At 28.6% G+C, this 15,113-nt stretch carries 14 protein-coding genes; 10 read left to right on the top strand and 4 right to left on the bottom strand.

Features of this window, described 5'->3' with window-relative positions; genetic code table 11:
- Positions 1-18 precede the first annotated feature (18 nt).
- Positions 19-675 (top strand): GTP pyrophosphokinase, encoded by a 657-nt coding sequence (locus JOC62_RS05785; RefSeq protein WP_204594276.1) that lies wholly within the window; start codon positions 19-21, stop codon positions 673-675.
- Between the two features lie 168 nt (positions 676-843).
- On the opposite strand, the gene JOC62_RS05780 is transcribed toward JOC62_RS05785, so the two are convergent.
- Positions 844-2,103, bottom strand: coding sequence for an FprA family A-type flavoprotein (locus JOC62_RS05780; protein ID WP_204594275.1), 1,260 nt, complete (start codon positions 2,101-2,103; stop codon positions 844-846).
- Between the two features lie 249 nt (positions 2,104-2,352).
- Here JOC62_RS05780 and JOC62_RS05775 point away from each other — a divergent pair, with 249 nt between their 5' ends.
- From JOC62_RS05775 to gad, 4 genes are all read left to right on the top strand, one after another.
- The gene (locus tag JOC62_RS05775; protein ID WP_204594274.1) at positions 2,353-3,657 is read left to right on the top strand and encodes a bifunctional folylpolyglutamate synthase/dihydrofolate synthase; all 1,305 of its coding nucleotides are present in this window, start codon (positions 2,353-2,355) and stop codon (positions 3,655-3,657) included.
- 16 nt (positions 3,658-3,673) lie between these two features.
- The gene (locus JOC62_RS05770; protein WP_204594273.1) at positions 3,674-4,618 is read left to right on the top strand and encodes a ribonuclease Z; all 945 of its coding nucleotides are present in this window, start codon (positions 3,674-3,676) and stop codon (positions 4,616-4,618) included.
- A 732-nt stretch (positions 4,619-5,350) separates the two neighbouring features.
- The gene (gadC, locus tag JOC62_RS05765; protein ID WP_204594272.1) at positions 5,351-6,913 is read left to right on the top strand and encodes a glutamate/gamma-aminobutyrate antiporter; all 1,563 of its coding nucleotides are present in this window, start codon (positions 5,351-5,353) and stop codon (positions 6,911-6,913) included.
- Between the two features lie 52 nt (positions 6,914-6,965).
- On the top strand, positions 6,966-8,369 hold the full coding sequence (gad, locus tag JOC62_RS05760; RefSeq protein ID WP_204594271.1) for a glutamate decarboxylase: 1,404 nt from the start codon (positions 6,966-6,968) through the stop codon (positions 8,367-8,369).
- Between the two features lie 299 nt (positions 8,370-8,668).
- Here gad and JOC62_RS05755 read toward each other — a convergent pair whose 3' ends face one another.
- Positions 8,669-8,914: a TIGR03905 family TSCPD domain-containing protein gene (locus JOC62_RS05755; protein ID WP_204594270.1), complete on the bottom strand. Its 246-nt coding sequence runs from the start codon at positions 8,912-8,914 to the stop codon at positions 8,669-8,671.
- 130 nt (positions 8,915-9,044) lie between these two features.
- Between JOC62_RS05755 and JOC62_RS05750 the strand changes: the two genes are divergently transcribed.
- Positions 9,045-9,947 carry a YncE family protein gene (locus tag JOC62_RS05750; RefSeq protein WP_204594269.1) on the top strand — a complete coding sequence of 301 codons (903 nt, stop codon included), beginning with the start codon at positions 9,045-9,047 and terminating at the stop codon, positions 9,945-9,947.
- Here JOC62_RS05750 and JOC62_RS05745 read toward each other — a convergent pair.
- Entirely contained in the window at positions 9,919-10,455 is a 537-nt protein-coding gene (locus tag JOC62_RS05745; RefSeq protein ID WP_204594268.1) for a DUF4364 family protein, read from the bottom strand. The two genes, JOC62_RS05750 and JOC62_RS05745, sit on opposite strands and share 29 nt — an antisense overlap.
- Before the next feature lie 124 nt (positions 10,456-10,579).
- Here JOC62_RS05745 and JOC62_RS05740 point away from each other — a divergent pair, with 124 nt between their 5' ends.
- Both JOC62_RS05740 and JOC62_RS05735 read left to right on the top strand, forming a co-directional pair.
- A complete protein-coding gene (locus JOC62_RS05740; RefSeq protein WP_204594267.1) occupies positions 10,580-11,353 on the top strand; it encodes a polysaccharide deacetylase family protein in 774 nt (257 codons plus the stop codon).
- Positions 11,354-11,461: 108 nt separating this feature from the next.
- On the top strand, positions 11,462-12,115 hold the full coding sequence (locus JOC62_RS05735; protein ID WP_204594266.1) for a single-stranded DNA-binding protein: 654 nt from the start codon (positions 11,462-11,464) through the stop codon (positions 12,113-12,115).
- Positions 12,116-12,172: 57 nt separating this feature from the next.
- Here the strand turns inward: JOC62_RS05735 and dapD are convergent, their stop codons facing one another.
- Entirely contained in the window at positions 12,173-12,883 is a 711-nt protein-coding gene (dapD, locus tag JOC62_RS05730) for a 2,3,4,5-tetrahydropyridine-2,6-dicarboxylate N-acetyltransferase (RefSeq protein WP_204594265.1), read from the bottom strand.
- 150 nt (positions 12,884-13,033) lie between these two features.
- Between dapD and cobO the strand changes: the two genes are divergently transcribed.
- Positions 13,034-13,570, top strand: coding sequence for a cob(I)yrinic acid a,c-diamide adenosyltransferase (cobO, locus tag JOC62_RS05725; protein WP_243425024.1), 537 nt, complete (start codon positions 13,034-13,036; stop codon positions 13,568-13,570).
- Positions 13,570-14,703 carry a pyridoxal phosphate-dependent aminotransferase gene (locus tag JOC62_RS05720; protein ID WP_204594419.1) on the top strand — a complete coding sequence of 378 codons (1,134 nt, stop codon included), beginning with the start codon at positions 13,570-13,572 and terminating at the stop codon, positions 14,701-14,703. The genes cobO and JOC62_RS05720 overlap by 1 nt, the downstream gene beginning before the upstream one ends.
- The last annotated feature ends 410 nt before the right edge of the window (positions 14,704-15,113 follow it).

Genomic DNA, 15,113 nt, shown 5'->3' with positions numbered 1-15,113 from the left:
AAAATGGGAGATGGGAATATGTATAGAGAAGATAAGTGTGAGCTTAAAGGCTTTGCTGAAAATGAAGAATTCTTAATTTGGACAGATTTATTAATTAAATATGAATTTGCTATAGAAGAAATAAGCACTAAAATTAATATATTAAATAATGAATTTAAAATGTTACATGATTATAATCCTATAGAACATATAAAAACTAGAGTCAAAAAGCCTAAGAGTATAGTGCAAAAACTTATAAGCAAAGGATTGGAACCTACAGCGGAGAATATTATGGATAATCTTAAAGATATAGCTGGAGTTAGAATAATATGTTCATTCACAGAAGATATATATTTAATATTTAATATATTATCTAAGCAAGATGATATTAATGTTATTGAAGTTAAGGATTACATAAAGAATCCAAAAGAAAATGGATATAGAAGTTTACATGCTATAATAACAATACCCGTATTCTTATCTACAGGGACAGTAGATGTTCCTGTAGAGATACAGATAAGAACAATAGCTATGGATTTTTGGGCTAGTCTTGAGCATAAGCTATATTATAAATATAGGAATAAAACACTTGATCACATATCAAGTGATCTTAGAGAATGTGCAGATATGATAACTGTTTTAGATAATAAAATGATTGATATAAGAAAAGAAATAGAAAAATTATCTAAGGATTAATATACTAAAAAAGAGAGACAAGAATTGTCTCTCTTTTTTGTGGCTATTTAAATAAGAAATAGCTATCATAAATATATGTGTAGTATAATAACTTTTATTTAGAGCTTGTAGCTACTTATAAACTACCTAGGTATACTACAGGAGTATAGTTATATCTCTATAGTAATATTATTTTTTTACTACGTCACACTTTCCATGATCTACTGCTTTTATATCCATTTCTCCAAACATTGTTTTAGAGAAAGAATTACCAAAGTTTATTGCTTCTTCAATTTGTTCTTGTGAAGCTCTAAACTTAACACGAAGACCAGGATTTACTAATTTCATTTTTAATTCTTCTAGTCTGTGTTCTATTCTAGGAACTGCTTCACCACTCCATCCATATGAACCAAATGCAGCTGCAAATTTTCCGCCATGTATTATAGGGTTTAAATTAGCAAGCAAGATTCTAATTGGAGGTAATAATTCATTAACTATAGTTGGTGAACCAAATAATAAACCATCTGACTCCTCAATATCTTTAATAATTTCAGCAGTTTCATGATGAATCACATCATACATTTTAACTTCTACGTTATGATCTTTCTTTATTCCTTCAGCAATATGCTTTGCTAATTCTTCTGTGTAGCCATATGCTGATACGTAGCAAATAGTGACTTTTTTATCTCCGTTAATTTTAGGTTTAACAGGAGTACTCCATTCTTTGTAAGTTTCTACTATCTTCCATGGATCTTCTCTTAATACTGGTCCATGTCCAGGACATATAACATCTATTTTTAAGTCCTTTATCTTGTTTATAGCCTTTAATACAAAAGGTTTAAATGGTCCCATTATACAATCATAATAGTATCTTAATGCTTCGTTATATGCATCTTTATCTGGAATTAAGTCATTAAATACTTCTTCACATGAGTAGTGACTTCCAAATGAATCGCAAGTTATTAATACTTCGTCTTCAACAACGTAAGTATACATTGAATCTGGCCAATGTAAAAATGGTGCTGAAATAAATTTTAATGTTTTATTTCCAAGTGATAAAGTATCACCATCCCTAACTACTATGTGTTCAAAATCTCTGTTTATGATTTCTTTTAAGTAAGAGATTGCTTGCATTGAACCAACAACTTTAGCGTGTGGTGCAAGATCTAATATTTTACCAACTGATCCAGCATGATCAGGCTCAGTATGATCAACAATTATATAGTCGATATCAGCTGGAGTAATATCTAATGTTTCAAGAGTCTTTAAGTACTCATCAAAACATCTTTCTTTAACTGTTTCAAATAATGCGATTTTCTCACTACCTTTAACTACATATGAATTATAAGTTGTTCCATATGGAGTATACATTATAATATCAAATATTCTTAACTTAGGATCTAGTGCACCTACCCAGTAGATGTCCTTTTTAATTTCTACATTTCTCATATTAACACCTCTTGTAAATAATAACTTCTATAAAATAATAAATATTAATTCGATATGATTTATGATAGCAAAAAAGTAATTGATTGTAAATGATATTTTCTTATCAATTAGATAAATTTAGTAAAATGACGTATACTCTTATTATAAACTTTTGACAATAAAATATTTATAGTTAAAATATTAATAGTGTTAATTTTAAATTAACAAAACAAGTAATACAGTATTTTAATATATAAGGGGCGAAAACAAATGAATTATAAGGAAGCAATGAATTACATTAAAAAGGTGGGGAATTTTGGGTCAAACTATGGTTTGGAAAGAACGGAAAGACTTCTAGAGATTTTAGGAAATCCACATAAGAAATTAAATGTTATACATATAGCAGGTACAAATGGTAAAGGATCTACAACTTCTATGATTTCTTCAATGCTTATTGAGGAAGGTTTTAATGTTGGTATGTATACTTCACCATTTTTAGAGGAATTTGAAGAGAGAATACAAATAAATAGAGAAAATATTAAAAAAACTGATTTGGGAAATTATATGGATCATATAAAATATGCAGTAGAAGAGGTAATTAAAGAAGGGTATAGCCATCCAACAGAGTTTGAAATAATAACTTGTTTAATGTTTAAATATTTTTATGATAAAAAGGTAGATTATGCGGTTATAGAAGTTGGACTTGGAGGAAGACTTGATTCAACAAATGTAGTAAATCCACTAGTTACAGTTATAACCTCAATAAGCTTGGATCATACAAATATATTAGGAAACACTTTAGGTGAAATAGCAAGAGAGAAAGGAGGTATAATAAAAGAAAATACTCCTTTAGTACTATATCCTCAGAAAGAAGAGGCTCTTAAAGAGCTTGAATATATAGCGAAAGAAAAATCATCAAAGATATATAAAGTTAAATATAATGATGCAAAACTATTAGAAATTATTAGAGAAGATGATGTTTATCAAAAGATTGAAATAAAGGGCGAACTTAAAAGCTATGTTGCTAATTTAAGACTTTTAGGAGAACATCAAATATTAAATTGTGCTGTTGCTGTTAAGACAATGGAGATATTATCAAAAGTACAAGATTTTGAAATAAAAGATATAGAAAAAGGTATAGAAAATTCAAAATGGATTGGAAGACTTGAAATATTAAATAAAAATCCATTAGTAGTTATAGATGGTGCGCATAACATTCAAGGAATAAGTACTCTTAAAGAAAATGTTATTAAGTATTTTAATTATGAAAATATAGTTCTTTTAATAGGAATATTGGCAGACAAACAAGTGGAAGATATGATAAATATAATAGCACCTATGAGTAAGGAGATAATAGCACTAACACCTCATAGTGAAAGAGCAGAACTTGGGGAAGAACTTAAAAAGGAAATAGAAAAAGTTAATGCAAATGTAGAAAGCTTTGATAGTTATGAAGAAGGTTTTAGAAAGGCTTTAGAGATTTCAGGAAATAATGATTTAATTTTAGTTACAGGTTCTTTGTACATGATTGGAGAAATGAGAGGTATAATAAATAACATAGTAAAAGAAGAATAGTAGGTGAGACTTTATTATGGTAGATATAACTTTTTTAGGAACGGGTGGAGGCATGCCTATGCCTTTTAGGCATCTTTCATCTCTTATGATTAATTATGAAGGAAGAAAAATATTAATTGATTGTGGAGAAGGATGCCAAATATGGATTAGGGAATATGGATTAGGGTTTAAGAGTATAGATGTTATACTTATAACTCATGGACATGGGGATCATGTTAATGGGTTATCTGGACTTTTAGCTACTATAGGAAACAGCGGAAGAGAAGATGAACTTACAATTATAGGTCCTAAAGGAATAAAAGACATTGTGGAAGGACTTATGGTTACAGCTAGATATATTCCTTATAGTATAAATATTATAGAATGTGACCTTGATAATTTGAATTTTAAGATACAAAATAAACGTATAGTACCTTCTGATGAAAAAACTAGTGAAATAATTATTAGAACATTGCCTCTTGAGCATTCAATTGAGTGCATAGGAGCTAGAATAGAAATAAAAAGAAGGGCTAGATTTAGCAAAGAACTTGCAGAAAAGAATGATGTACCTAAAATATTATGGAGTAGACTTCAAAAGGGAGAAGAAATAGAGTTTGAAGGAAAAATATACGGAAGTAACTTAGTTTTAGGAGAAAAAAGAAAAGGGATAATTATAAGCTATATAACAGATAGTAGGCCAATAGACAGTATTGTAGATTTTATCAAAGAAAGTGATTTATTTATATGCGAAGGTACCTATGGAGATGATAATGATTTAGAGAAGGCAATTAAAAATAAGCATATGGCCTTTAGAGAAGGAGCCACTTTAGCTCAAAAAGCAAATGTAAAAGAATTAATATTTACTCATTATTCTCCAGCCTTATTAAATCCAGAAGAGTTTATAAACAATGCTACGGATACATTTGAAAATTCAGTTTTAGCAAATGATGGGATGAAGAAAGTATTAAATTTTATAGATTAACTTAGCATATGTAAAAGACGTTATTGCAAGAATTATTCATATGATTAAAAAAAGAATATAAGGCAATGTATGATAGAAAGTATTTAAATATATAAATTTGTTAAGATCAATATTTATCTTTATTTTAAGAGTAATATATTGGTCTTTTTTTGTTTAAATATTAAAAATAAATTTTAAGTTAATAAATGATATATATAATAAACAAAAATGAGTATTAGTACATTGATAATTAATAAGTGACTAATACATTTTAAAGATATGTATAAAATTGTAACTATATAGAAAATAAAGTAAAGTTATATAAAATAAAGTAAAATTTTTAAATAAAAGAAGTTATTAGAAGGGAAATTTATCACAATGGAATATCTATGTAAACGATTAACAGAAGCTATATAGTCATTTATAAAAATTAACAATTACGGAATAATTATTAATTATATGAGGAAAGTAGCTATTTTAAAGGCTTTGATAGAAATTTGTAAATTTTACAAAGTGAATTTAGTAGAAAAACTAAGAGTAGATAAGAATGCTATATTATTAATAGAATTTTATCACTATAATCAACTATTATTATGAAATTAAGAGCTTTGTGCCTAAAAACGACGTTTTACATGAAAAATTACAGTTGTTATACTTTAGCCAAGACAGGGATAAGAAAAAAATTCCTAACTTGATTAATTTTGTCGGCAATATTAATAGTTTAAAAATAAAATATCGAAGGGGCGTGAAATTATGGATAAAAATTTAAAGCAAAGTAATGCCAAATCATTAAGTTTATTTGGATTCTTTGCAATAACAGCTTCTATGGTTATGACGGTGTATGAATATCCTACGTTTGCAACATCAGGATTTCATTTAGTATTTTTCTTATTATTAGGTGGATTCTTATGGTTCTTGCCAGTAGCTTTATGTGCAGCAGAAATGGCTACCGTTGAAGGTTGGCAAGAAGGCGGGATTTTTGCTTGGGTAGGAAATACCTTAGGAGAAAGGTTTGGATTTGCAGCAATATTCTTTCAATGGTTTCAAATAACTGTTGGATTTGTAACAATGATTTATTTTATATTAGGAGCATTATCATATGTATTTGATTTTCCTGCACTTAACACTAATCCAGCTGTAAAATTTGTTGGTGTATTAATTATATTCTGGGTTCTAACTTTTTCACAGTTAGGAGGTACAAAGAATACAGCTAAAATAGCTAAACTAGGATTTATAGTCGGTATTGTTATACCTGCAATAATTTTATTTGCATTAGTAATTATTTATGTAGTTCAAGGAAATCCAATAGATGTGGAAATAAGTACAAAAGCATTTATACCAGATTTCACTAAAATAAACACATTGGTTGTATTTGTATCATTTATATTGGCATATATGGGAGTTGAAGCATCAGCATCACATGTTAATGAAATGACTAATCCTAAAAGAGATTATCCTATAGCAATGATTATATTAATAGTAGTAGCTATTATATTAAATACTGTAGGAGGATTAGGGGTAGCATCAGTAATACCACAATCACAGTTAAATTTAAGTGCTGGTGTTGTACAAACATTCGAGGCGTTAGTAGGTCACTTTACTTCTAATGGAACTTGGATTGTAAAGATTATAGCTTTAATGATAGCACTTGGTGTTATAGGAGAAGTTAGTGCATGGGTTGTAGGACCATCAAGAGGGATGTATACAGCAGCTCAAAATGGAATTTTACCAAAAGTATTTAGAAAAGTTAATAAACATAACGTACCAGTTCCATTAATTATGGTTCAAGGTGTTGTTGTTACAATATGGGCAGCAGTTCTAACATTTGGAGGCGGTGGTAACAACGTTTCATTTTTAACTGCAATTTCTTTAACGGTTGTAATTTACTTAGTAGGTTATATATTATTCTTTATAGGTTATTTTGTATTAATATATAAAAAGAAGAATCTAAATAGAGCATATCAAATTCCAGGCGGTATAGTAGTTAAGACAATAATTGCTGCAGCTGGTTTAATAATGTCAATACTTTCATTAATAATATCATTTGTTCCACCAAGCAGTTTAACAGGTAAAAGTACTACTGAATATGAGGTTATACTAGTAATTAGTTTCATTATAGCGATAATAATACCATTTGCTATATATGCATTACATGATAAATCACAAAATGGTAGTAATAATCATAAAGTTTCAAGAATTAAGCATCATGAAATTAACAGTTTTGTACATCCGATAGCAAGAGGTGAACATCATATTAACTCAAATGAGGAAGATGTTATGGATCAAACAGACAGTATGAAAAATAATAAAGAATAATATTAATTTAAATTAATATTATTTTAAATTAATAAATTTAGGAGGTATTGTTATGTTATTTGGTAGAGATGATAAAAAATTAAAGGATGTTTATAGTACGCCAATATTTGGTACTGAGGAAGAGAATATGGATATTCCAAGATATTCAATTAGAAAGAAATCTGTAGAGCCAAGAGTTGCATATAGATTAGTTAAAGATGAATTAATGGATGAGGGTAATGCAAGATTAAACTTAGCTACATTCTGTCAAACTTATATGGAGGATGAAGCTACAAAATTAATGGCTGAAACATTAGAAAAGAATGCTATTGATAAGTCAGAATATCCTCAAACAACAGAACTTGAAAATCGTTGTGTAAATATAATCGCTGATTTATGGAATGCTCCAAAGGATATGAAGTTTATAGGTACTTCAACAGTTGGATCATCAGAAGCATGTATGTTAGCTGGTATGGCTATGAAGTTTAGATGGAGAAATAGAGCTAAGAAACTTGGTATGGAAGTAAATAATAAGAAGCCAAACTTAGTAATATCATCAGGATTCCAAGTATGTTGGGAAAAGTTTTGTGTATACTGGGATATAGAAATGAGATTAGTTCCAATGGATGAAAAGCATATGAGCTTAGACATTGATAAAGTAATGGATTATGTTGATGATTATACAATTGGTATAGTTGGAATACTTGGTATAACTTATACAGGTAAATTTGATGATATTAAGAAGTTAAATGATGTTGTTGAAGAATATAATAAGACTGCTAAGTTATCAGTACCAATTCATGTTGATGCTGCTTCAGGTGGATTATTTGCACCATTTATAGAACCAGATCTTGAATGGGATTTCAGGTTAAAGAATGTTGTATCAATAAGTACTTCAGGTCATAAATACGGATTAGTTTATCCAGGTATCGGTTGGGTAATGTGGAAGGATGAACAATTCCTACCTAAAGAATTGATATTTGAAGTAAGCTACTTAGGAGGAAAGATGCCAACAATGGCTATAAACTTCTCAAGAAGTGCAAGCCAAATAATAGGACAATACTACAACTTCTTAAGATATGGTTTCGAAGGATACAAACAAATACATCAAAAAACAAAAGATGTTGCAATGTATTTAGCTAAAGAAATCAAGGACATGGGATTGTTTGAAATATATAATGATGGATCAAACTTACCAATAGTTTGTTACAAATTAAAAGAAGATGCTAATGTAGAATGGACATTAGATGATCTAGCAGATAGATTATTAATGAAAGGATGGCAAGTACCTGCTTATCCATTACCAGAAAACTTACAAGATGTAAGAATCCAACGTATTGTATGTCGTGCTGACTTAGGTCATGCAATGGCTGAACAATTAGTAAATGATATTAAATCTGGTATAAAGGCTCTTAATAATGCACGTGTTTTACAAAAAAATGAAACAAATAAAGGTGCATATGGTTTTACACATTAATAATATATAGTTTAAATTACTTTTAAAATACAGGGCTGTTACTAAGGCAACTAATAAAGTTGTTTTAGTAACAGTTTTTGTATTATTGATTAAATAATACTTTATTTAGTTTAGCATATGGTATTAATTGTTTTTACAAATGCTAAGTATCTGGGATTATACATACTAGTTCTTTACTTAATTTGTTTAATGATTAAATTAGCTAGAGAGGCATTTTGAATTTTTTCATGTAATTAAAAATAAAACAGAAAAATTCCTAGTAGCTATAGGCTTTGACTATAAATGCTAGGAATTTTTTATTACATATTTTTAATTTCTTTTAAAGCATTAGCTAACTGATCAGGACATGATGTAGATTTATCTTTGCATTTAATTCCTTCAAGCTTTAATATGGCTTCATCAATGTTCATTCCTTTTACTAGACTTGAGATACCAAATAAATTTCCAGGACAACCTCTGATAAATTCTACTGATTTTATAATATTATTTTCTACATCAACATGTATTTCAGTTGAGCACACGCCACTTGTTTTATATGTATACATAAATGCCTCCTAAATAAAAAATATAAATTAATTATACTGTGAAATTTACAAGAAATAAAGTATATTTTGTCGCTAAAGTCAAATGGAGTCATATTATATAAAGATAGGTATTCCTTAGGAGGCGTTACTTATGAACAATATTTATATTTGTAATACTTGTGATGATTGTATAAGGAGAATAGATGAGGCGAGCTTAAGTATAGAAAATATAAGCTTAAGTTCAAATGGAAGGCCTATAGGTCCTAGGAGTATAGAAGTAAGAGGAGGATTAGGAGTCGTAGCAAATAGTTATGACAACAGTTTATCATTTTTAGATTTGAGAAGTCTAAAAGAGATAGATAGAGAATATATAGGACCTCATCCTAATGATGTAAAGCTTTATGAAAAATATGCTTGTGTTGCATGCAATGAAACAAATTCTATAATATTCTATAATATAGAAAATAAGAATATTGAATTTGAAGTTCCTTCAGGAAACTCTCCAGATAGTATTGTTCTAGATTCTACGCGGAGAGTACTTTTATCTGCCAATTTACTTGAGAATACGGTATCTTTAATAAATTTAGATAATAAAGATATAGATAAGAAGGTAAAGGTTGGTGAATATCCTATTAAGATTATTATGTCTAAAAATGGTGAATATTTTTATCTTTGTGAGAGTTATTTAGGAAGTGATAAGGAGGGTTTTATTGGAATTTATTCAATGAAGAATTTAGTATGTATAAGTAGAATAAAGGTTGACTCTATGCCTATAGATGTATTTGAAGATAATGAAAAATTATATGTTGCAAATTTTGGATCTGAAAGTGTAAGTGTAGTAAACATAAGAGAAGGAAAAGTAGTTAGAAATATAAATGTAGGTGGAATGCCAAATAGAGTGATAAAAAGAAAAAAAGAAATATTTATTAGTGACTATCTAAATGGAAAATTGCATGTAATAAGTGATGATGAAAATAAAAGAAAAATCATCGCAATAGGGAACGAACCTAATGCAATGATTATGGTTAATTCAAATCATCAAATAATAAAGTGATAATCTGATTGTATATTTCTGAAGGATTTTCTTGCCACTTGTTACAAAGATAAGTGGCTTGTTTTTTTGTTGGTACTTGTAATGTTAATTCCATTAAAGGAGAATTATCCTCTAAAGCTTTAATATCAACAATAAAGCTATCGTTAGCACCTATTGTATAGTCACTATGTATTGTTAGTTCTTTTTTTATTAAATCTATATGTGACTTAACATATTCATTAACAAGGGAAATTTTTGAAGGAGATATTCTATCCTTAAAGAAGGAAAGTACACTATCACCCTTATCTGTTAATTTTAATAATTTTTTATCCATCACTTCAGCATATTCTATAAATTTTGACTCATCAAGTTCTGCTACGTATTGTTGTAGGGTAAAATAATTTATAAAACTATTTTCAAGCACTATTTCAGTGAGTTGTGTATTAGAAATAGGCTGTTTTAGAGTTTTTAAGATATATAAAAGCAATAACTTGTTTTCTGCTAATTCTAATGAACTCTCTTCGTACATAATTAAGCCTCCATTTTATTCAGATATATTAATAATTATAGCATAAATTCTAAAAGAATGAATATAGTGTAATTAAATAAAATATAAATGAATATATTTTTAAAAATAATGAGGAGAAGTTGTTTTGAATTTAGAAAAAAGAAAGAGTATATTTGTAGTTGCACTTATTTTGTTTGTAGTTTTAGCATCAGCTGGGATTTTTGTATATGAAGGCTATAGAAAATCTTTAGATGCATTTGCTAAGGAAAAGAGTTTGCCTATTCATTCAATAAATACTGAAGAAAAAAATATAGCTTTAACTTTTGATATAAATTGGGCTGAAAAAGATTACTTAAGTGACATATTAAACATAATGGACAAATATAATGTAAAAGGAACATTCTTTATGATGGGAAAATGGATAGATTGTACTGAAGAAAATGCGGAGAAACTTAAGCTTATACAGGAAAAGGGGCATGAAATAGGTAATCATAGCTATATTCATCCAAACTTTTCAGAGATAAGTAGTGACAAGATAGAAAAGGAGATAAAGAAGACAGAAGAAACCATAAAGAAAGTTACTGGAGAGGGAACTAAATTATTTAGATTCCCAAGTGGAGACTATAATGATGCTGCTGTAAAAAAAGTTATAGAACTTGGATATATTCCAATTCAATGGGATGCAGACTCGGTGGATTGGAGACAAGATGGAGAAAAGCAGGAATATGAAAGGGTTAGGAAAAAGGTAAAGCCAGGCTCCATTACTCTTTTCCATAACAATGCAAAGTACACACCGAAGAATTTAGATAGAATAATTAAAGAACTTAAAGATGAAGGATATGAGTTTAAAAAAGTAGGAGAAATGATTTATAAAGAAGATTATTATATTGATTCAAATGGCGTCCAACATAAAAAATAATAATTTATATTGAAAATTGGATAAATTATGTATTATAATGGAAATGTACTTGTGGGGGTCATTAAATTTATATAAATTAGTTTATCACAAAGGGAGAGAGGGGTTACAATGGATAATTTAATGTTAAACAACAAAATTTATCTTGAAGGAAAGGTAGTTTCAGAATTAGAGTATAGTCACGAAATGTATGGAGAAGGGTTTTATACATTTGGTCTTGAGGTACAGAGGTTAAGCGATTCAGTAGATTTATTGAATGTTACGATCTCAGAAAGATTATTAGCTGGGTTTGATATCAGTATAGGCAAGGACGTTATAGTAGAAGGGCAGTTAAGATCATATAATAAATTTATAGAAGGATCAAACAAATTAATACTTACTGTTTTTGCGAGAAATATTGAACCTTGTATAGAGAGAAGTAAAAATCCTAATGAAATTTTCTTAGATGGATATATATGCAAAGAGCCAGTATATAGAACAACACCATTTGGAAGAGAAATTGCAGACGTTTTACTAGCAGTAAACAGAGCATACAATAAGTCAGATTATATACCAACAATTGCTTGGGGAAGAAATTCAAGATTCTGTAAGACCTTAGAAGTTGGAGATAACATTAAGGTATGGGGTAGACTACAAAGTAGAGAGTATCAAAAGAAGGTATCAGAAACTGAAGTAGTTAAGAAAATTGCATATGAAGTATCAATATCAAAAATGGAAAGATCTAAAAGAGATGAAACAAATGAGCACGAAGAAGGTGCCGTATAAATTATAAAAGATATTAAAAAAGGTATTTGAGTATTCAAATACCTTTTTTATTTAATATTATTTTCTTAAATCATCAAGAAGTTGAGTCTTATCTTTAGTCTTATCATCAACTGACTTAATTATTTTAGCTGGTGAACCTGCAACAACAACACCATCTGGAACATCTTCAGTTACAACTGAACCTGCAGCTACAACTGAACCTTTTCCTATTTTAACACCTTCAAGTATTACAGCGTTAGCTCCTATTAAGGTATTATCACCTATTTCACATGGTGATTTGCTAGGTGGTTCTAAAACTCCTGCAACAACAGCTCCAGCACCTAGGTGAACATTATTTCCAAGTTTTCCACGAGCACCTATTACAGCGTTCATATCTACCATAGTTCCATCACCTATTTCAGCACCTATATTTATAACAGCACCCATCATGATTACAGCATTCTTACCTATAGATACTCTATCACGGATTATAGCGCCTGGTTCTATTCTAGCTTCTATTTCAAGAATATCAAGCATTGGGATTGCAGAATTTCTTCTATCATTTTCTATTTTAAAGTGTTTTATTAAGTGCTTATTATCTAAAACAACCTTTAATATTAAATCTGATTCACCAACTAATATGTAGAAACCATTAGTTCCATACCATTCTATTCCTTCTAAGTTTGCTTCTCTTAAATCACCATTTACATAAACCTTAACTGGTGTTGATTTTTTTGATTCTTTTATGAATCTTGCTATTTCATATGGATCAGTAAAATTGTATTCCATAGTATCATCCTCTCTAACATTGTTATTTAATAATAATAAATTAATTATAATAAAAAAAGTTCAGGAATAAAAGAGTTTCTTATAAAAAAGAACAAAATTTGCTAGTATCTTTACTTTAATGTAAAATATTTTCTAAAGGAGATGATCACTTTGAAACTAAATGAAGGTTTTGTTCAGATATATACAGGAAATGGAAAGGGAAAAACTACTGCAGCTATAGGTCAAGGAATTAGAGCTTATGGTAATGGACTTAAAGTTATAATGGTTCAATTCTTAAAAAGTGGAAGGACTGGTGAACTTAATACTATAGATGAGCTTGGAGAAAATTTTGAGATCTTTAGATTTGAAAAGAGAAGAGGTTTTGTTTGGACTCTTACTGAAGAAGAGAAAGAAGAAGTTAAAAAAGAAGTTAAAGTTGCATACAATTTTATAATGGATATTTTAGAAAATTGCAAATGCGATATGATTATAATAGATGAAGTTATGGGAGTTCTTAAAAATGAATTTTTATCAGTAGAAGAAGTTATAGAATTAATTGATAAAAAGCCGAAAAATGTAGAGCTTATAATGACAGGAAGGAATGTTCCAAAAGAAATAGTTGATAGAGCGAATCTTGTTACAGAAATGAAAGAAATAAAACATTATTATAAAGAAGGAGTACCAGCTAGAAAAGGAGTTGAATTTTGATGAACAATAGAGTAATGGATGTAGAGATATCAGGTATTAGAAAATTTTATAATAAAGTGCGAAAAGTTGAAGGCGCAATATCATTAACTTTGGGCCAACCGGACTTTAATACACCTATGGCTATAAAAAATGGTATTAAAAAAGCAATTGATGAAAATAAAACTGTTTATACTGAAAATGCAGGAGTAAAAGAATTAAGGTCTGAAATTTCAAATTACTTAAGAAAATTAGGTGTAAATTATTCAGAAGAAGAAATATGTATAACAATTGGAGGTAGTGAAGCGATATTAGATTGCTTTATGGCATTATTAAATGAAGGAGATAAGGTGTTAATTCCAACACCAGCATATCCAGCATATGAAAGTGTTGTAAATATAGTTGGAGGAAAAATTATAAATTATAAATTAAATGAAGACTTTACTGTAAATGTAGATAACATAAAAGAAAAGTTTAAAAAAGAGGGATGTAAATACTTGGTACTATCATTCCCGACTAATCCAACTGGTGCAGTTCTTGATAAGAAAGGCAGAGATGGGTTAATAGACTTTATAAAAAGTGAGGATATAGTTGTAATTACAGATGAGATATATGCTTCTATTATATATGATGATTATTATTCTGTTGCACAAGATAGTAGCATAAAGGAAAAGGTAATATATATAAGTGGCTTTTCAAAGATGTTTTCTGCAACAGGCCTTAGAATCGGTTATATAGCATGCCATGATACTATAATGAAAGAAATTATGAAGGTTCATCAATATGGCGTGTCATGTGCAACTTCAATAGTGCAATATGGTATGATTGAAGGGTTAAAATATTCTATGGATGATGTTATATATATGAGGGATGAATTCTTAAATAGAAAGAATTATGTTGTTGGAAGACTTAGACAGATAGGATTCCATGTTAGTGAACCTAGAGGAGCATTTTATGTTTTTCCATCTATAAAGAAGTTTAATTTAACTTCTGAAGAATTTTGCGAAAGACTTCTAAATGAGAAAAAAGTTGCTTGTGTTCCAGGGTCAGCTTTTGGTGATGGTGGAGAAGGTTTTATAAGAATATCATATTGCTATTCTATAGAGGAATTAGAACTTGCATTAAATAAAATAGAAGAATTTATAAAAAACTTATAAAAATTCATAAAAATCAAACAAAAATATGACGATTAACTTTATTGATCGCCATATTTTTTTTATTTTTGTAGAAATGATATAAAAATAAAATGAAAGTATGATACTTAAAAATTTCAAAAAAGGTTTTTAAAACCCCTAATTTAGTAGAGATTACCTTTAAAATTAAATGTTAATAAAAAAAACCTTCAAATTGTATTTCTAATACGTACAAAATCTGAAAAATGTATGAGAATATTCATTGCTAAATAAATATTAAAAAAAAATTAAAAATATTAAATTTATGAAAAAAGTATATGTATAAAAAATGCAAGTTTAAATAAAAAACTTGCATCAATTGGCTAAATAAGGCAGGGTAAACGTATTCAGATAAGGAGAGATGTATTTGATAAATTGATAAAAATAACCTAGAT

It is taken from the genome of Clostridium sardiniense (assembly GCF_016907995.1).
Lineage (GTDB): Bacteria > Bacillota > Clostridia > Clostridiales > Clostridiaceae > Clostridium > Clostridium sardiniense.
This window is presented reverse-complemented; position numbering and strand designations above follow the sequence as displayed.